At 69.7% G+C, this 16584-nt stretch carries 19 protein-coding genes; 3 read left to right on the top strand and 16 right to left on the bottom strand.

The annotated features are described in order from the left end of the window. The coding region (locus WCJ52_RS05955; protein ID WP_336902393.1) for an ATP-binding protein at positions 1 to 248 on the bottom strand (248 nt) is incomplete at its 3' end. A gap of 22 nt (positions 249 to 270) precedes the next feature. Here WCJ52_RS05955 and WCJ52_RS05950 point away from each other — a divergent pair. Further along, entirely contained in the window at positions 271 to 1341 is a 1071-nt protein-coding gene (locus WCJ52_RS05950) for a TraB/GumN family protein (protein WP_336902392.1), read from the top strand. On the opposite strand, the gene WCJ52_RS05945 is transcribed toward WCJ52_RS05950, so the two are convergent. The 12 genes from WCJ52_RS05945 to WCJ52_RS05890 all read right to left on the bottom strand — a co-directional run bounded on the left by WCJ52_RS05945 (position 1322) and on the right by WCJ52_RS05890 (position 12852). Next, the gene (locus tag WCJ52_RS05945; RefSeq protein WP_336902391.1) at positions 1322 to 1891 is read right to left on the bottom strand and encodes a DUF3035 domain-containing protein; all 570 of its coding nucleotides are present in this window, start codon (positions 1889 to 1891) and stop codon (positions 1322 to 1324) included. The two genes, WCJ52_RS05950 and WCJ52_RS05945, sit on opposite strands and share 20 nt — an antisense overlap. Positions 1892 to 2029: 138 nt before the next feature. Continuing rightward, entirely contained in the window at positions 2030 to 2602 is a 573-nt protein-coding gene (lspA, locus tag WCJ52_RS05940; RefSeq protein WP_336902390.1) for a signal peptidase II, read from the bottom strand. After that, entirely contained in the window at positions 2595 to 5501 is a 2907-nt protein-coding gene (gene ileS, locus WCJ52_RS05935; protein WP_336902389.1) for an isoleucine--tRNA ligase, read from the bottom strand. Before ileS ends, lspA begins: the two co-directional genes overlap by 8 nt. Positions 5502 to 5629: 128 nt before the next feature. After that, on the bottom strand, positions 5630 to 6064 hold the full coding sequence (locus tag WCJ52_RS05930; RefSeq protein WP_336902388.1) for a type II toxin-antitoxin system death-on-curing family toxin: 435 nt from the start codon (positions 6062 to 6064) through the stop codon (positions 5630 to 5632). Next, entirely contained in the window at positions 6061 to 6291 is a 231-nt protein-coding gene (locus WCJ52_RS05925) for an AbrB/MazE/SpoVT family DNA-binding domain-containing protein (protein ID WP_336902387.1), read from the bottom strand. Before WCJ52_RS05925 ends, WCJ52_RS05930 begins: the two co-directional genes overlap by 4 nt. Before the next feature lie 70 nt (positions 6292 to 6361). Beyond that, on the bottom strand, positions 6362 to 7324 hold the full coding sequence (locus WCJ52_RS05920) for a bifunctional riboflavin kinase/FAD synthetase (RefSeq protein WP_336902394.1): 963 nt from the start codon (positions 7322 to 7324) through the stop codon (positions 6362 to 6364). Then, on the bottom strand, positions 7321 to 7749 hold the full coding sequence (locus WCJ52_RS05915; protein ID WP_336902386.1) for a MaoC family dehydratase: 429 nt from the start codon (positions 7747 to 7749) through the stop codon (positions 7321 to 7323). The genes WCJ52_RS05920 and WCJ52_RS05915 overlap by 4 nt, the downstream gene beginning before the upstream one ends. Before the next feature lie 24 nt (positions 7750 to 7773). Then, complete coding sequence (locus WCJ52_RS05910; RefSeq protein ID WP_336902385.1) at positions 7774 to 8670, bottom strand: TIGR01459 family HAD-type hydrolase; 897 nt, start codon at positions 8668 to 8670, stop codon at positions 7774 to 7776. Positions 8671 to 8732: 62 nt separating this feature from the next. Beyond that, positions 8733 to 9992: an EAL domain-containing protein gene (locus tag WCJ52_RS05905; RefSeq protein ID WP_336902384.1), complete on the bottom strand. Its 1260-nt coding sequence runs from the start codon at positions 9990 to 9992 to the stop codon at positions 8733 to 8735. Positions 9993 to 10101: 109 nt separating this feature from the next. Beyond that, complete coding sequence (locus tag WCJ52_RS05900; protein WP_336902383.1) at positions 10102 to 10980, bottom strand: 3-hydroxybutyryl-CoA dehydrogenase; 879 nt, start codon at positions 10978 to 10980, stop codon at positions 10102 to 10104. Positions 10981 to 11161: 181 nt separating this feature from the next. After that, complete coding sequence (locus WCJ52_RS05895; RefSeq protein ID WP_336902382.1) at positions 11162 to 12106, bottom strand: electron transfer flavoprotein subunit alpha/FixB family protein; 945 nt, start codon at positions 12104 to 12106, stop codon at positions 11162 to 11164. Next, entirely contained in the window at positions 12106 to 12852 is a 747-nt protein-coding gene (locus WCJ52_RS05890) for an electron transfer flavoprotein subunit beta/FixA family protein (protein WP_336902381.1), read from the bottom strand. The genes WCJ52_RS05895 and WCJ52_RS05890 overlap by 1 nt, the downstream gene beginning before the upstream one ends. A gap of 185 nt (positions 12853 to 13037) precedes the next feature. On the opposite strand from WCJ52_RS05890, the gene WCJ52_RS05885 reads away from it, so the two are divergent. Continuing rightward, positions 13038 to 13316: a hypothetical protein gene (locus WCJ52_RS05885; RefSeq protein WP_336902380.1), complete on the top strand. Its 279-nt coding sequence runs from the start codon at positions 13038 to 13040 to the stop codon at positions 13314 to 13316. Positions 13317 to 13462: 146 nt separating this feature from the next. Here WCJ52_RS05885 and WCJ52_RS05880 read toward each other — a convergent pair whose 3' ends face one another. The 3 genes from WCJ52_RS05880 to WCJ52_RS05870 are packed head-to-tail and all read right to left on the bottom strand — an operon-like array spanning position 13463 to position 15914. After that, positions 13463 to 14035: a cob(I)yrinic acid a,c-diamide adenosyltransferase gene (locus WCJ52_RS05880; protein ID WP_336902379.1), complete on the bottom strand. Its 573-nt coding sequence runs from the start codon at positions 14033 to 14035 to the stop codon at positions 13463 to 13465. A gap of 3 nt (positions 14036 to 14038) precedes the next feature. Beyond that, a complete protein-coding gene (locus WCJ52_RS05875; protein WP_336902378.1) occupies positions 14039 to 14242 on the bottom strand; it encodes a twin transmembrane helix small protein in 204 nt (67 codons plus the stop codon). A gap of 19 nt (positions 14243 to 14261) precedes the next feature. Further along, positions 14262 to 15914: an acyl-CoA dehydrogenase family protein gene (locus WCJ52_RS05870; protein ID WP_336902377.1), complete on the bottom strand. Its 1653-nt coding sequence runs from the start codon at positions 15912 to 15914 to the stop codon at positions 14262 to 14264. Positions 15915 to 15991: 77 nt separating this feature from the next. On the opposite strand from WCJ52_RS05870, the gene WCJ52_RS05865 reads away from it, so the two are divergent. Continuing rightward, the coding region (locus tag WCJ52_RS05865) for a glutathione S-transferase (protein WP_336902376.1) at positions 15992 to 16584 on the top strand (593 nt) is incomplete at its 3' end.

The following is a 16584-nucleotide window of genomic DNA, read 5'->3' as shown; positions in this document are numbered from 1 at the left end:
TCCGGGGCGAGCTTGGAGGTGGCGTGGCGCTCCACCGCCAGGAGCAGCTCGTCGGGGGCCAGGCCCGACCCGTCGTCCTCCACCAGTATGCGCGACAGGCCGCCGCCCTCGACCTGGACGACAATGCGCCGGGCGCCGGCGTCGAGGGCGTTTTCCACCAGCTCCTTGACGGCGCTGGCGGGGCGTTCGACCACCTCGCCGGCGGCGATGCGGTTGACCGTTTCGGGGGGCAGGCGTCTGATGGTCATGAGGGGCCTTACGGAAGAGACCATGCTAGCGCGATTCCGAAGCCGCCGTCCGACCGTCCGAAGACCGTCCCGGGCGCGTCCCGGTGCCCGGCGACCCCTCGTCGCCCTGGGGGTGGCCCTGACCGTCGCGCTTACCTTAGGGCACCCCGGCGCCCCTGCGGCCCAGGACCTGCCCCCGGACCCGGACGCCGCCCTCATCGAGGAACTGGTCGTCACGGCCAGCTATCCGGGTCCGGTCTTCTGGCGGGTGAGCCGGGGCGAGGCTCGGGTCTGGGTCCTGGGGGTCCCCTCCCTGGCTCCCAAGCGACAGGACTGGGAGCGCCAGCGCTTCGAGCGCTACTTGGCCGCTTCGGGAGGGGTGATCCTGCCCTTCAACGGGCTGAAGGTGCGGCTGGCCGGGAGCCCGGCGGCGGCGGTGGGCTATCTGAGGCTCCGTTCCTCGCGCCCCTTCGAGGTCGGTCGGGACGCCGGAGGCCGGGCCCGGTTCGCCCAAGCGCGCGGGCGCCTGGGCCAGCCGGCGGAACGCTATTCCGTCTCCAGCCCCCTGGCCGCGGGCCTGATGCTGCATGCCGACTGGCTCGAGGCGAACGCCCTGACCACTACCGACCCGACCAAGCTGATCCGTCTGCTGGCCCAGCAAGGGGGCAAGCCCGTGATCCAGCGGACCTACGACCTAGGGCCCCTCCTGGGCTCCCTGGCGCGAACCCCGACGGGGGTCGGCGAGGCCTGCCTCGAGGCGGTCCTGGAGGAGGTGGAGATGGGCCCCGAGGCGATCCGCTCCGCCTCCCGCGCCTGGGCCCGGGGCGATGTCGCCGGCGCCCTGGCCGCCGAGCGGACCTGGGAGCGCTGCATCGCGGCGACGCCGGGCGCCCAGGCCTTCGATGCGCGGTTCAAGGCGGATATGGCGGGCGACATCCGCAAGGCCCTGGCCCGGCCGGGCGTGACCCTGGCTGTGGTCCCGCTACGCCCGCTCCTGTCCGAGGGCGGGGTGCTGGACCGGCTGCGCCGGGAGGGGTTCACTGTGGAGACGCCCGAGGACGTCCGGGCGTCCGACTTGGAGACCGAAGCCGACCCTAAAGACCCGGGATCTTGATCTTCGAGCTTTGCGCCCGGGCGATGATTACGCTCTTGTCGCCGATCAGCGACTTGATCCGGGCTTCCTCGGCGGCCGGGTCGAGGGGCGCCGGCGTATTGTCTGCGGCGGCGACTTGAGCTGCGGTGGCCTGGGGCCCCCGGGGCTGGCCTGGCTTCCAGAACATCACCGTATCGGCGAAGCTCTTGTCCTTGTGGGCGATGTCGCCGCTCTCATCGTCGATGACGAACCGGATCAGGGGGTCGGCCTTGTCGACGCCGGCCCTGGCGACCAGCAACTTCTCGCCGTCCGAGCGGGTCTCGGAGAGGGAGCGGCCGATCAGGGCGTTGCGGGCGGCGCTTTCGGGCTGCAGTTCCTGCGGCCGGGGTTGTCCGGGCGCCGGCGGGCGCAGAGAGAAGTCAGGCGGAACCACAAGGGGGGCCTTGGAGACGACGCGGAATTCGTCAGGCGTGATCTTGGTCATGCCCAGGGCCTGGCGCGTTGATTGGCATCCTGCGAGGCCGGTCGCCCCGGCCAGGACAGCAATGACCGCGATCTGTTGGAACTTCATCAAGATACGGCTCCTTGGGCCGCCCCCGGCCACGCCCTTGAGATAGCGCAAAGCCTGCCGAGCGCCAACCGCCGTGACGCGGCTAGATCCTGTTCCGATAAGTGGGAACCGGTTATCGGATCGAAACAGGCTCTAACTTTATGGGCCTGGAGCCTGTTTTGCCCCTTCAGACGTTCCGTCTGAAGGGAACAGGCTCTGGGGGGATGTCGGGGTCTCACGGCGGAAGGAATCCATCAGCATCAGGATCACCCCGAGGGTGATGGCGCTATCGGCGATGTTGAAGACCCAGGGGAAGAAGCCCAGGGCGGTGACATCGATGAAGTCGACCACGGCACCGAACCGGGCCCGGTCGATGGCGTTGCCGATGGCTCCGCCGATGATGAGGCCCAGGGCCAGGCCCAGGAGGCGGCGTTCCGCCCTCCGGGCCCAGGCGGCCAGTCCCAGGGCTACGGCCAGGGCGAAGGCGGTCAGTCCCCAGCGGGCCAGGTCGTGGCGCGCCTGGAGGAAGCCGAAACTGACCCCCTCGTTCCACACCATGCTCAGGCGAAGGGGCCCGAAGACGGGAACGGAGACTCGCGCCGGTAGGTTGAGGCCATCGAGGATCCAGGCCTTGACCGCCTGGTCGACCACCAGGACGGCAGCGGCGAGCCCGAGGGCCAGCCGGCCCGCCGGGGTCAGGCCCTTCGCGGGCTCAGTCCGGGATTCAACCATGGGCAGCGTCCCAGGCGGCCACCGACTCGGCGTCCCTCAGGGACAGGTCGGGATAGCGCAGGTCCTGTCCCACCTCGGGCAGGATGCGCCAGGAGCGGGCGCACTTGCGGCCCTCGGCCTTGCAGGGCTCGACGCGTACGCCCGGGACCTCGGCCAGGGCGAAGGCACCCTCCGGTCCCGGACCGGCCACCAGGGTCGCCTGGGAGGTGCGTAACACCTCCGCCAGGTCGAGGCCCTCGAAGGCGGCGAGGCGTTCGGCATCATCGATATAGACCACCGGCGCAGCCTCCAGGGGCCCGCCCAGGCGCTTTTCCCGCCGTTCGGCCTCCAGGGCGCCCATGACCACGGAGGTCACGGACTGGACCTTGGCCCAGCGCGCCGCCTCGGCCGGATGGCTCCAGGCGGCGGGGGTCTCAGGGAAGGTTCGCAGGCAGTTGGATCCGGCTTCGGGGAAGCGGGTGGTCCAGGCCTCTTCCATGGTGAAGGGGATCAGGGGGGCGAGCCAGATCGTCAGGCGCTCGAAGGCCAGGTCCATCACCGTGCGGGCGGCCCGGCGCTTCAGGCTGTCGGGCTGGTCGCAGTAAAGGGCGTCCCGGCGGATGTCGAAGAACAGGGCCGACAGGTCGTTCTGGCAGAACTCGGTCAGGGGCCTGGCCACATCCTGGAAGGAAAAGCGGCCGTAGGCCTCACGCACCTGGCCGTCCAGCTCGTGCAGCCGGTGCAGGACATAGCGCTCGAGGGGCGGCATGTCGGCAGGGTCGACCCGCTCGGTCTCGGAAAAGCCCGCCAGGGCGCCCAGCAGGTAGCGCAGGGTGTTGCGCAGCTTGCGGTAGGCGTCGGTGGTGGTGGCCAGGATGGTCTTGCCGATCTTCTGGTCCTCGGCGTAGTCGACCATGGCCGCCCAGAGGCGGAGGATCTCGGCGCCGGACTCCCGGATGACCGTGTCGGGATCCAGGGTGTTGCCCTTGGACTTCGACATCTTCTCGCCGTTCTCGTCGACGGTGAAGCCGTGGGTCATGACGGCGTCGTAGGGCGCCCGTCCCCGGGTGCCAGAGCTTTCCAGAAGGGACGACTGGAACCAGCCGCGATGCTGGTCGCTGCCTTCGAGATAGAGGTCCGCCGGCCAGCGGGTATTGGCCCGGCCCTCCAGGGTGAAGGCGTGGGTGGAGCCGGAATCGAACCAGACGTCGAGGATATCCTCGACCTTCTCATAGCGGGCCGGGTCGTGGCCACCGAGGAAGCTTTCCGCCGGCTCGGTGAACCAGGCGTCAGCGCCCCGGGCGGTGATGGCCTCGACAATGCGGCGGTTGACCTCGGGATCGACCAGGGGCTGGAAGGTCTCGCTGTCCACGAACATGGCCAGGGGCGCGCCCCAGGCCCGCTGACGGCTGATCAGCCAGTCCGGACGGCCCTCGACCATGGAGCGGATTCGGTTACGCCCGGCCTCCGGATAGAAGGCGGTGGCGGCGATGGCCGTCAGGGCCGTCTCGCGCAGGGTGGCACCCTTCAGCTCCGGCGTGTCCACCGGGGTGTCCATTCGGATGAACCACTGGGGCGTGTTGCGGAAGATGACCGGCGCCTTGGAGCGCCAGGAATGGGGATAGGAATGCTCCAGCCGGCCCCGGGCCAGCAGGTTCCCCGCCTCGACCAGCTTTTCCATGACCGCGCCATTGGCCGGGCCGAACTTCCCCGCCTTCTTGCCCTCGGTCTCCAGCACCTTCAGGCCGGCGAACAGGGCCACGTGGGGCTGGTAGGCGCCGTCGGCGTCGACGGTCTCGGGGATCTCCCGGTGCCCGTGGGCCAGCCACAGGAGGTAGTCGTCGACCCCGTGTCCCGGGGCGGTGTGGACGAAGCCCGTGCCCGCGTCGTCGGTGACGTGGTCGCCCGACAGCAGGGGCACGGCAAAGCCGTACTGGTCGTCCAGGGTCGAGAGGGGATGGCGGCAGACCATGCCCGAGGGATCGACCTCCTCCACCCGGCGCCAGTCGGCGATCTTGGCGGCGGCGGCCACCTCTGCGGCCCGGGCATCAGCGACGATCAGGCGGTCGCCGGCCTTCGCCCAGGGCTCGAAGTCCAGGCCCGTCTCCATGGCCGCGACCTCGTAGACCGCATAGGCGATCTCGGGCGAGTAGGCGATGGCCCGGTTGGCGGGCAGGGTCCAGGGGGTGGTGGTCCAGATGACCAGGCTGGCGCCGTCGGCGGCCTGCGGGCCCTCCACCACCGGGAACTTCACCCAGACGGTGGGGCTGACATGGTCGTGGTACTCGACCTCGGCGTCGGCCAGGGCGGTGCGCTCCACCGGGCTCCACATGACGGGCTTGGAGCCCCGGTAGAGCTGGCCCGAGACCACGAACTTGTGGAACTCGGCGACGATGGCGGCCTCGGAGCCGTAGTCCATGGTGGCGTAGCGGTTGTCCCAGTCCCCCAGGACGCCCAGGCGGCGGAAGCCGGCCTTCTGGACCTCGATCCACTGGGCGGCATAGGCCCGGCAACGCTCACGGAACTCGGCCTTGGAGACATCCTCCTTGCGGCGGCCCTGGCCGCGCAGCTCCTCCTCGATCTTCCACTCGATGGGCAGGCCGTGGCAGTCCCACCCGGGCACGTAGTCGACGTCGAAGCCCAGGGCGAAGCGCGAGCGGACCACGAAGTCCTTCAGGGTCTTCTGCAGGGCGTGGCCGATGTGGATGGCGCCATTGGCATAGGGCGGGCCGTCGTGCAGGACGAACAGGGGCGCCCCCTGGGCCTGCCGGTCGGCCCTCAGGCGCACATACAGGTCCTCCCAGCGGGCCAGGATCTCCGGCTCCTTGACCGGCAGGCCGGCGCGCATGGGAAAGGGGGTGTCGGGAAGAAAGACGGTTTCGCGGTAGTCGCGCGAAGCGGGAGCGGCGTCGTCGGCCATGGGACCTTCCAGGTTGGACCGGATCAGGGAGGGGTGAGGAATTCCCGGCGCGCGCTGGACATCGTCCGGCGGCGTCACGCCGGGCGGGTAATTCGCGCAGGAGTCCGGACCCGGTTCATGGGTCGGGGCTATAGCAGACCCGCGGGGGCGCTGTCAGCAGGGGAGGGGGAATCGAGGCGCTCCCGGATCCAGACCGCGAGGGCGTCTTCTTCCAGTTCCCCGCTCGCAAGGGCCAGGACGATCTGGATCGCCTCTGATGCCCGGAAGGTCAGTCGGTGGCCGTTCATCACAAGAAACAGGCGGGCGAGCACCCAGGCGGTGCGCTTGTTGCCATCAGCAAAGGGGTGGCTCCTTGCCAGGCCCCATGCGTATGCAGCCGCAAGGGCAGCGGGGTCAATCTGTCCATAGGCCCACTTGTGTCGCGGACGTTCGAGGGCCGCCGCCAGGGCACCAGGGTCACGCAGGCCCTGCAGTCCGCCGTGCTCCGCCAGTTGCCGGTCGTGAATGGCGAGCGCGACCTCGGTTTCCAGCCAGACGGGCTCGTCCGGACCCCTGCCCGTCACTTCGCCAGGATACGGAGGATGTCGCGGTCTTCGCGCATGATCGCCTCCGCAGCCGCCATCTTGGCCTCGAAATCGGGATTGGATGGGCTGAGGCGGACGCCGCCGTCAGGCGCTTCACTGACATAGAGGGTATCCCCAGGACCGACACGCAGGCGTGCGAGGAGCTCCTTCGGGAAGATGGCCCCCGTCGAGTTGCCGACCTTGGTGAGTTTGACTGTGATGTTCATACGGATGTAATAACGCCATCTCCCTGAGGAAGGCAACCGGGATTTCCAGCAAACTCGACGGCCGCCCCCCTCACCCCGCCGACAGGATCATCCGCGCCATCGACGCGTCGTCGTCGATCTGGGCGGTCATGTCCTCCAGGGAAGCGAACTTGGCCTCGGGGCGGAGGAAGGCGATGAGGTCGGTCTCGATCACCTGGCCGTAGAGGTCCTCGTCGAAGTCGAAGAGCCAGACTTCCAGGCGGGGGGCGATCTCGCCGGGGACGGTGGGGTTGACGCCGATGTTGGCCACGCCCGCCAGGGTGCGGCCGTCGCCCAGGCGGGTACGGGTGGCGTAGACGCCGAAGCGGGGGGCGACATAGTCGTCCAGCTCGACGTTAGCGGTGGGATAGCCCAGGGTCCGGCCCAGCTGGCGGCCCTGGCGGACTTCGCCCTCGATGGCGAAGGGCCGGCCCAGGATGGCGGCGGCCAGGTCCGGGCGGCCCTCGCGCAGGGCATTTCGGGCGTCGGTGGAGGAGAGCTTGCCGTCGCTATCGCCGGCGCCGTCTCCGCCCCCCTCCCCGACCGCCTCGGCCACGGAGACGCCAAAGCCCAGGGCGGCACCAAAGGCCTGCATGGTCCGGGGGCTGCCAGAGCGGCCCTTGCCAAAGGAGATATCGAAGCCCACGGCCACGTGGCGCACGCCCAGGCCCTGGTGCAGGACCTGATCGGCGAAGGCCTGGTCGGACAGCTCGCGCATTTCGTCGTCGAAGGGCAGGAGGTAGAGGCGGTCCACCCCCAGGGCCTCCAGGGCCCGGGCCAGCTGGTCGGGCTTCATCAGGCGAAAGGCGGGGGCGTCGGGCTGGAAGATGCGACGCGGGTGAGGCTCGAAGCTGACCACGCCGAGGGGAAGGCCCAGGTCCCGGGCGGCGGCTGCGGCCATGCCGATCACCGCCTGGTGCCCGCGGTGGACGCCGTCGAAGTTGCCAAGGGCAATGCTTGCGCCCTGGTCGTCCTGCGACAGTCCCTTCCAGCCCCGGATGATGCGCATGGTCAGCCTGCCGGCTCGCGCCGGGGCGCCAGGACCACGGCCTCGCCCTCGACCACCCGCTTGCCGCCGACCTCGCAGACGGTGGAGAGGGTCACCTCGCCCCGGCCGGCATCGAGGGCCTCCACCGTAACCCGGACGTCCACGGCATCGCCAAGGCGCACCGGCCGCCGGAAGCGCAGGGACTGGGACAGGTAGATGGTCCCGGGACCGGGCAGCTGCATGCCGATGACGGCGGAGATGTAGGCCCCCGACAGCATGCCGTGGGCGATCCGGCCCTTGAAGATCGTGCCCTCGGCAAAGGCGGCGTCGAGGTGGACGGGATTGGAGTCGGTGGAGACCTCGGCGAAGGCCTCGATCACCCCGGCGGTGACGATGCGGGTGATCCCGGCGCTGTCACCAACGGAAAGGTCCTCGAAAAATCGTCCCTGCATCTGGTCCTCCTTGGGCTGGCCAGTCTAGCGCCGGGTGCCGTCGCCGCGAAGGGGTCCCCGCCAGTCGAGGGCGCCGCTGGCCCACTGCGCGCCGGCCCCCGCCTGGGCGAGGAGCCCCCGGGTGGCGGCCATGTCGAGCCCCTGCGGCCCCAGGAGCTCGGCACCATGGATCCCGCCAGCCACGAAGAGGACGTCGAGGTCCTGGCTATTGGCGCCCAGAATGTCAGTGGGGATGCCGTCGCCGATGCACAGGACGCGCCGACGGTCGACGGGGCGTCCGAGCCGGGCTTCCGCCTCGGCGATGCAGAGGTCGTAGATCGGGGCGTGGGGCTTGCCGGCCATGCGCACCTCGCCGCCCAGGTCGGCGTAGAGACGGGCCAGGGCCCCGGCGCAGGGGATCAGCCGGTCGCCCCTCTGCACCACGATGTCGGGATTGGCGCAGAGCAGGGGTAGGCGGCGCGGCAGGATGGCCTCGAACCGGTCCCGGTAGTCCTCGGCGGTCTCGGTCTCGTCGTCGTAGGGACCGGTGATGCAGATAAGGGCGGCGTCTTCCGGCCCCGTCAGCTCCAGGCCCAGGCCGGCGTAGAGGGCGGCGTCGCGATCCGGCCCGATGGCCCAGACCGGGCCGGGCGCGCGCTCGGCCAGGAGGGTGCGGGTGGCGTCGCCCGAGGTGATCATGGCGCTCCAGGCCGCGCGGGGCACGCCCAGGTCGTCCAGCTGGGGAACCACGTCAGCGGCCGGTCGGGGGGCGTTGGAGATCAGGATGACCGGACCGCGCTGCTCAGCGAAGGCAGACAGGGCCCGGCAGGCGGGGGCGAAGCGCTCCCGGCCGTTGTGGATGACACCCCAGACGTCCGACAGGACCACGTCGTAGCGGTCGGCGATCTCGTCCAGGCCCAGGATTGGCTCGGGAAGGCTCATGACCCGGGGCGGTAGCCGCCCCCGCCCCGCCGGTCAACCGCCGACGGCCGGGAGGGCCTGTCTCAGGCCCGTTCACCGGCCCGGCGGCGCAGGGGTCCCTGGAGATAGTCGGCTGGCGGATCGGTCTCGGCGAGGATGGCACCGCGGATTGCCCGGGGCTCGCCGAACAGGTGGCCCTGGCCATATCCAATGTCGAGCTCGAGTACCTCGACAGTCTGGCGCTCGTCCTCGATCTTCTCGGCGATGATGTCGACGCCGTAGCGGCGTGCCAGGGCGGCGAAGTCCTGGGCGGCCAGGTCGGGGAGGGCGCGGAAGACCGGACCCTCGCCGCTCTCGACGATCTCGTCCTGCAGGGACTGGGCGCCGATCTTAAGGAAGCGCACGTCGCTGCGGGCCAGTTCCTGGAAGTCCATGTCCAGCCGGCGGATCTTGTCGAGGCTGAAGCGGAAGCCCAGCTCGGCCAGGCGTCGCATGTTGCGGACCGCGGTCGAACTGCGGGCGTCATAGGCAGACTGGCCGATCTCGAAGATGACCGAACCGGCCAGGTCGGTGTTCTCGGCCATCAGCTCGAGGAACTGCGGGAAGAAACCCTCGTCGGACAGGGAGCTGATCGAGATGTTGCAGAAGATGCCGACCTTCTTGTCGGTCTGGGCCAACCTGCGGACAATTTGCACGCACCGGAAGAGGAGCAGGTTGTCGACGGCGGCCACCAGGCCCTCGGGCTCGGCCACGGTGAGGAACTCGGCGGGCATCAGGATCCGACCGGTCTCGTCGCGCAGCCGGGTATAGCTTTCGTAGAAGACGGTCCGCCTCTGGGGGAGGTTGACCACCGGCTGGAGGTAGAGGTCTACGCGGCCGGCGACCAGGGCCTCACGCACGGTCTGCAGCCGCTCGCGCCAGCCGGTCCGGGCACCCTCCCCAGGGCGTCCCGCCGGTCCGTCGGCGAGCCGCTCGTCGAGGCGCTCGCTCATGCGGGTGACCAGGTCTTCCAGGAGCTGGACCTCGGTGGTCAGCTCCTCGGAGCGACGCTGGGCGTCGAAGGCGACGGTCTCCAGCACTTCGGCTACCCGGGTGTCGATCTGCTCGATCTGGCCGACCAGCAGGCGATGGGCGTGGCGGAGGGTGTCGATTTCCTTACGCAGGGAGGCCTGGCCAAGGACGCCCGTGATCAGGCCATGGAAGGTGAAGCAGAGTCCCAGGCCGCCAGCGAGCGCGGCCACGCCAGCGCCCCAGCCGCCGCCGTTACGCCAGATCAGGACCGCAAAGATCAGCGACAGGCTGAAATAGCTTGCGGTCAGCAGCGGCAGAATGAGGCGTCGCATGTTCCCGCCCGTACCCGAATCACTCCGGAGTATCGGTTAACCATGACGGGGTGTCGAACGGGAAAATCGCGCCCTGTCAGACGCTTGCGCCCGCGGCGTGCCGTCAGCCTCAGCGGGTCGGGACGGGGACCGCGCCGCGATAGTCGTAAAAGCCGCGGCCGGCCTTGCGGCCCAGCCAGCCGGCCTCGACGTACTTGGTCAGTAGGGGACAGGGCCGGTACTTGGAGTCCGCCAGGCCCTCGTAGAGCACGTTCATGATCGACAGGACCGTATCCAGGCCGATGAAGTCCCCCAGTTCGAGGGGGCCCATGGGATGGTTGGCGCCCAGCTTCATGGCGGTGTCGATGGCCTCCACCGTGCCGACCCCTTCGTAGAGGGTGTAGATGGCCTCGTTGATCATCGGCACCAGGACGCGGTTGACGATGAAGGCCGGGAAGTCCTCAGCATTGGCGGTGGTCTTGCCCAGGGAGCGGGCGAAGTTGACGGCGGTCTCGTAGGTGGGCGCGTCTGTGGCAATGCCCCGGATGATCTCGACCAGCTTCATCAGCGGCACGGGGTTCATGAAGTGCAGGCCGATGAACCGCTCCGGACGATCCGTCGCTGCCGCCAGGCGGGTGATGGAGATCGAGGAGGTGTTGGAGGCCAGCAGGGTCCCCGCCCCCAGGTGGGGGGCAAGCGCGCTGAAGATCGACTTCTTGACCTCCTCGCTCTCGGTGGCGGCCTCGATCACCAGGTCGGTGGCGCCTATGGTCTGGAGCTCGGGCGCCGGACGGATACGACCCATGGCCGCCTCCATTTCCTGCGGGGTGATGATCTCGCGGGACACCTGCCGGGTCATATTGCGGCCGATCAGGGCGAGGCTGGTCTCGATCCGGTCGGGACTGACGTCGTGCAGCAGGACGTCGTATCCGCCGAGGGCGATCACGTGGGCGATGCCCGATCCCATCTGCCCGGCGCCAATGACGCCGACCGACCTGATTTCAGACATGTGTGAACCCCGAGGTCGCGGCTCTCCGGCCGCGGGAAGGGATGTACCCTAGTGTCCTGCTGCAGCGCCGCCAAGCCTTTTGCTGCATTGCAGCGAGAGAGGGCCTTCTCCGGGATGGACGCAAGGAAAAGGGGGACACGGTGACCGCGCCCCCCTTCCGGAGGTCGAAACCGGCCGGGCCTTACTTGCCAGCGGCGGTCAGGGCATCCATCAGCTCGGGGACGGCGGTCTTGTAGTCGGCCACCAGGCCCAGGTCGGCGACCTGGAAGATGGGGGCATCGCCGTCCTTGTTGATGGCCACGATGACCTTGGAGTCCTTCATGCCCGCCAGGTGCTGGATAGCGCCAGAAATGCCGATGGCCACGTAGAGATCGGGGGCGACCACCTTGCCGGTCTGGCCGACCTGGTAGTCATTTGGCGCGTAGCCGGCGTCGACAGCGGCGCGGCTGGCCCCGACGGCGGCGCCCAGCTTGTCGGCCAGGGGGTCGATCACCCGCTGGAACTCCTCTGCCGAGCCCATGGCCCGGCCGCCGGAGACGACGATCTTGGCGGCGGTCAGATCGGGACGGGCGGTCTTGACGATCTTCTGGTCGACGAAGGCGGTCTTGCCGGCGCCCGGACCCGCATCGATGGTCTCGATGGCGGCGGACCCGCCATCGGCGGCGGCCTTGAAGTTGGTCGCCCGGACGGTGATCACCTTCTTGGCGTCCGAGGACTGCACGGTCTCCAGCGCATTGCCTGCGTAGATCGGGCGCACGAAGGTCGAGCCGTCGACAACCTCGACCACTTCGGTGATCTGGGCCACGTCGAGCTTGGCCGCCACGCGGGGCGAGAAGTTCTTGCCCAGGGAGGTGGCGGGGGTCAGCAGGGCGTCGTAGCCCGCCATCAGGGGCACGATCAGCCCGCTGATCGCCTCGGCCAGGCCCTGGCCCAGGGCGTCGCTCTCGGCGTGGAGGACCTTGCGGACCCCGGCGATGCCTGCGGCAGCCTTGGCCACATCGCCGGCGCCCTTGCCGGCCACCAGAACGTCGACGTCGCTCGAAAGGGCGAGGGCGGCGGTGACGGTCTTGTTCGTACCGTCCTTGAGCGTGGTGTTGTCGTGATCAGCGAAAACCAGAACAGCCATCAGATGACCCCGTTGGACTTGAGGTTGGAAACGATTGCAGCGGCGTTCTCGACCTTGACGCCGCCGGTGCGCTTGGGCGGCTCGACGACCTTGACCACCTTGAGCCGGGGGACGGTGTCAACGCCGAGGGCCGAAAGCTCCTTCACGTCGAGGGTCTTCTTCTTGGCCTTCATGATGTTCGGCAGCGAGGCATAGCGCGGCTCGTTGAGGCGCAGGTCAGCGGTGATCACCGCCGGCAGGGCCACCTCGAGGGTCTGAAGGCCGCCGTCGATCTCGCGGGTCACCTTGGCCGACCCGGCCGAGAGGACCAGTTCGGAAGCGAAGGCCGCCTGCGGCCAGTCGAGCAGGGCCGAGAGCATCTGGCCGGTGGCGTTGTTGTCGCCGTCGATGGCCTGCTTGCCCATGATCACCACGTCGGGGGCCTCTTCGGCCACGATGGCGGCCAGCACCTTGGCGATGGCGAGGGGCTCGAGATCCTGGTCGGTCTGGATCAGGATGGCGCGGTCGGCGCCCATGGCCAGGGCGGTGCGCAGGGTTTCCTGCGCCTGGACCGGGCCGATGGACACGGCGACCACCTCGGTGGCGGCGCCCTTCTCCTTCTGGCGGACGGCCTCTTCGACCGCGATCTCGCAGAAGGGGTTCATGGCCATCTTGACGTTGGCCAGGTCGACACCGGTCTGATCGGCCTTGACCCGCACCTTGACGTTGTAGTCGATGACCCGCTTAACGGGCACGAGGACCTTCATGGCTTCGCTAACGCCTCAACTTGCATTGCAACAAATGGAACCGGTTGGGGCATAACCAATCCGGCGAGGTTTGCAAGCGCCGGGCTGGATCCGGAGCTGGGCCGAGGCGTGATCCGGTTGTGATCGGACTGAAATCCGGGCTGCCCGCAGGGCGTCCGACGGGGTGACGGGAAGGGAGAGCGGAAATGTCGAATCTGATCCGGCGGGTATTCCGCATTACGGCGGCCCTCTTCCTTGTGACCTGCCTGGTCCTGCTGGTGGTCCAGGTGGTCTGGGTCACGCCAGGCCAGGATTGTGAGCGGGCCGGCAAGTGGTGGGACTGGCGCCAGCGGGCCTGCGCCCAGCCGATCCTGATCTCCGACCTGACCGGCCGGCCCATCACCGACGGCAAGAGCCACGACGCCGCCAAGGCCGACGCCCGGGCGCGCAAGGCCGAAGCCCCTGGGGCCGCGAAGCCCGACTGAGGGGCCGTAGACCCCCTCCGTCCCGGGGCTTTGCCCCGGTCCACCTCCCCCTTCGGGGAGGAATTACAGAGCCATTGCTCCCCCAAGGGGGAGCTCCGGGCGAAGCCCGGTGAGGGGGTCAATCGCCTCTCAGCTGACCCTTCCGTCTAGGCGTCCCGCGTGGCCCCGGCCTGCCACAGGACATCCCCCCGGCCCTGGTCGTTGGCGACCCGGGCGGCCACGAAGAGCAGGTCCGACAGGCGGTTGAGGTAGCGCAGGGCGGGCCCGCTGACCGGCTGGCCGCTCCCGGCCAGGGCGACGGCGCTGCGTTCGGCCCGGCGGGACACCGTGCGGGCCAGGTGCAGGAAGGCGGCGGCGGGGCTTCCCCCCGGCAGGATGAAGGAGGTCAGTTCGCCAAGCCCGGCGTTGAGGGCGTCGATCTCGTGCTCCAGGCGGGTCACCTGCGAATCAAGGATGCGCAGGGCCCTCTCCTCGGCAGGCCCCGGCGGGGTTGCAAGGTCGGCACCGAGATCGAAGAGCTCGTTCTGCAGGCGGGCCAGCAGGGGGTCCAGGTCCGTCCCGGCAGTGTGCAGGCGCGCCAGGCCCAGGCAGGTGTTGGTCTCGTCCACGTCGCCGTAGGCGGCCACGCGCAGGTCCGTCTTGGAGACTTCCGCCCCCGAGGCCAGGCGGGTGGTCCCGGCGTCGCCCGTGCGGGTGTAGATTCGGTTGATCAGGACCATGGTTCAGCTCGCCTGCTGCCGCCACCAGAGGGCGGCGGCCAGTATGGCGACGGCGACGGCCTGGGTCAGGACCCGCAGGCGCATCAGCCGGTTGGAATGGGATCGACCGAACTCGCCGCCGCGGAACAAGGCATAGAGGCCGAAGCCGAGGGTCACCGCCACGGCCAGCAAGGCCGCCGGGATCAGGTACTTGAAGACGGTATCCATGGGCGTCCTTTCGGGAGTCCTAGTTGGTACCTTCGAGCAGGCGGCGGGCGATGACCTGGGCCTGCACCTCACCGGCGCCTTCGAAGATGTTGAGGATGCGGGCGTCGGCCAGCAGGCGGCTGGCAACCTGCTCGGTGGCAAAGCCGGCCCCGCCATGCACCTGGACGGCGTTGTCCGCGGCGGCCCAGGCGATGCGCGCGGCGATGAGCTTGGCCATGCCAGCCTCAAGGTCACAGCGGCGGCCCTGGTCCTTGGCCTCGGCGGCGAACCAGGTGAGGCGCCGGGCGCCCAGCAGCTCGGCGGCCATCATGGCCAGCTTGTTGGCGACCCGGGGGAACTCGGAGATGGGCCGGTCGAACTGGCGGCGCTGGAGGGCGTAGGCCAGGGCCTCGTCCAGGGCCGCCTGGCCGACGCCCACGGCCCGGGCGGCGGTCTGGATCCGGGCGCTCTCGAAGGTGGCCATGAGCTGGGAGAAGCCCTTGCCGGTCTGGCCGCCCAGGAGGGCGCTCTCCGGCACCTCGAAGCCGTCGAAGGCGATGTCGTATTCCTTCATGCCCCGATAGCCGATGACCCCGATCTCGCCGCCGCTCATGCCGGGGGCCGGGAAGGGCTCGGCGTCGGTTCCGCGGGGCTTCTCCGCCATCAGCATGGACAGGCCCCGGTGGTCCTTCGTGCCCGGCTCGGTGCGGACCAGGAGGGTCATGAGGTCGGCCCGGGCGGCGTGGGTGATCCAGGTCTTGGCGCCGAAGATGCGCCAGGCGTCGCCGGATAGCTCGGCCCGGGTGCGCAGGGCGCCAAGGTCCGACCCGGTATCCGGCTCGGTGAAGACCGCAGTGGGGATGATCGCGCCCGAGGCGATGCCGGGCAGGAGGCGGGCCTTCTGGTCCTCCGTGCCGTGGGCCAGGATCAGCTCGGCGGCGATCTCCGAGCGGGTCCCTAAGGAGCCGGCGGCGATCCAGCCCCGGGACAGGGCCTCGGAGACCACGCACATGGCCGTCTTACCCAGCCCCGCCCCGCCCCAGGCCTCGGGCAGGGTCAGGCCGAAGACGCCAAGGTCGGACAACTCTTGCAGCAGGGAGGCCGGGATCAGCTCGTCGCGAAGGTGCCAGCCCTGGGCGAAGGGCGCGACCCGGGTGCGGGTGAAGTCCGTGAACTGGTCGCGGATGGCCTCCAGGGTCTCGTCCAGGCCAGAGGCCTCCAGGGCAGCGCGGCCCTGCGCCGCCGCCAGCAGCTCCACGATCCGGGTCTTCACCGCCTGGGAGGCGCCGGGACGCAGCTCGGCCAGCAGGGGGGAAAGGTCGCCGGTTTCCACGCCCAGGTCGGCGGGGCGGAAGGTCTCGCCCTGGTTCATGGGCAGGCCGCCGGCCAACTGCGAGACGTACTCGAAGGCCAGGAGCTGGGCCGGCAGGGCCTCGGCCTCGGTCAGGGCGCCCGTGGCCTCCAGCCGTTCGGCCCACAGGGCAACCTGGCGCAGGGTCTCGGCGTAGGCCGCGCACCAGGCCAGGCCGTGGGCGGCATGCTGCTCGGCATCGAGCCGGTGGCGGTCCACGCGGCCGCCAGGGGCGACCAGGGCCTCGACCGCCTGGCGCACCCGGGCGGTGACGGAATCAGCCGCCTGCGCCGACTGGTGCAGGCGGGCGACAAATCGGGGTAGGATCAGGGCCTCGCTCATCACCGGCCTTATAGGCCAAGCTTTCGGCCCGCGACACACCCCGCTGAACCGCCCTCGCCGGCCAGGGACCTTCGACCATGATCACCGTCCACCACCTGAACGATTCCCGCTCCCAGCGCGTGCTCTGGGCCCTTGAGGAGCTAGGCCTGCCCTACGAGATCCGCCACCACGCCCGGGATGCCGTCACCCGCCTGGCCCCGCCGGAGCTGAAGGCCATCCACCCCCTGGGCAAGTCGCCGGTCATCGAGCACGAGGGCCAGGTGGTCTTCGAATCGGGTGCCATCCTCGACTACCTGTCGCGCCGCTGCGCCGACGGCCGCCTGGCCCCGCCAGCTGCCTCGCCGGAGTACGACGTCTACCAGCAGTGGATGCACTATGCCGAGGGCTCGGCCATGCTGCCCCTGATGCTGGACATGTATGTCCGCCGCCTGGGCGAGGCCAGCGTGCCCCTGCAGCCGCGCATCGAGAGCGAGATCGCCAACCATTTGGGCTTTGTCGATGGGGCGCTTGCGGGCCGCGACTACCTGCTGGGCGAGTTCAGCCTGGCCGACATCCAGATGAGCTTCGTGGGCGAGGCCGGCGCCATGCTGGGCCGACTGGCCGGCCACGAGCACCTCGCCGCCTGGGTCCGCCGCTGCCAGGACCGCCCGGCCTACCGCGTCGCCCTGGA

Source organism: Phenylobacterium sp., assembly GCF_037138395.1.
GTDB lineage: Bacteria > Pseudomonadota > Alphaproteobacteria > Caulobacterales > Caulobacteraceae > Phenylobacterium.
This window is presented reverse-complemented; position numbering and strand designations above follow the sequence as displayed.

Bases quoted from the DNA above. Each gene is read 5' to 3' on its own strand.
- WCJ52_RS05950 (WP_336902392.1), top strand. From the start codon at position 271: ATGCTAGCGCGATTCCGAAGCCGCCGTCCGACCGTCCGAAGACCGTCC.
- WCJ52_RS05945 (WP_336902391.1), bottom strand. From the start codon at position 1,891: ATGAAGTTCCAACAGATCGCGGTCATTGCTGTCCTGGCCGGGGCGACC.
- lspA (WP_336902390.1), bottom strand. From the start codon at position 2,602: ATGGTTGAATCCCGGACTGAGCCCGCGAAGGGCCTGACCCCGGCGGGC.
- ileS (WP_336902389.1), bottom strand. From the start codon at position 5,501: ATGGCCGACGACGCCGCTCCCGCTTCGCGCGACTACCGCGAAACCGTC.
- WCJ52_RS05925 (WP_336902387.1), bottom strand. From the start codon at position 6,291: ATGAACATCACAGTCAAACTCACCAAGGTCGGCAACTCGACGGGGGCC.
- WCJ52_RS05915 (WP_336902386.1), bottom strand. From the start codon at position 7,749: ATGCAGGGACGATTTTTCGAGGACCTTTCCGTTGGTGACAGCGCCGGG.
- WCJ52_RS05910 (WP_336902385.1), bottom strand. From the start codon at position 8,670: ATGAGCCTTCCCGAGCCAATCCTGGGCCTGGACGAGATCGCCGACCGC.
- WCJ52_RS05905 (WP_336902384.1), bottom strand. From the start codon at position 9,992: ATGCGACGCCTCATTCTGCCGCTGCTGACCGCAAGCTATTTCAGCCTG.
- WCJ52_RS05900 (WP_336902383.1), bottom strand. From the start codon at position 10,980: ATGTCTGAAATCAGGTCGGTCGGCGTCATTGGCGCCGGGCAGATGGGA.
- WCJ52_RS05895 (WP_336902382.1), bottom strand. From the start codon at position 12,106: ATGGCTGTTCTGGTTTTCGCTGATCACGACAACACCACGCTCAAGGAC.
- WCJ52_RS05890 (WP_336902381.1), bottom strand. From the start codon at position 12,852: ATGAAGGTCCTCGTGCCCGTTAAGCGGGTCATCGACTACAACGTCAAG.
- WCJ52_RS05885 (WP_336902380.1), top strand. From the start codon at position 13,038: ATGTCGAATCTGATCCGGCGGGTATTCCGCATTACGGCGGCCCTCTTC.
- WCJ52_RS05880 (WP_336902379.1), bottom strand. From the start codon at position 14,035: ATGGTCCTGATCAACCGAATCTACACCCGCACGGGCGACGCCGGGACC.
- WCJ52_RS05875 (WP_336902378.1), bottom strand. From the start codon at position 14,242: ATGGATACCGTCTTCAAGTACCTGATCCCGGCGGCCTTGCTGGCCGTG.
- WCJ52_RS05870 (WP_336902377.1), bottom strand. From the start codon at position 15,914: ATGAGCGAGGCCCTGATCCTACCCCGATTTGTCGCCCGCCTGCACCAG.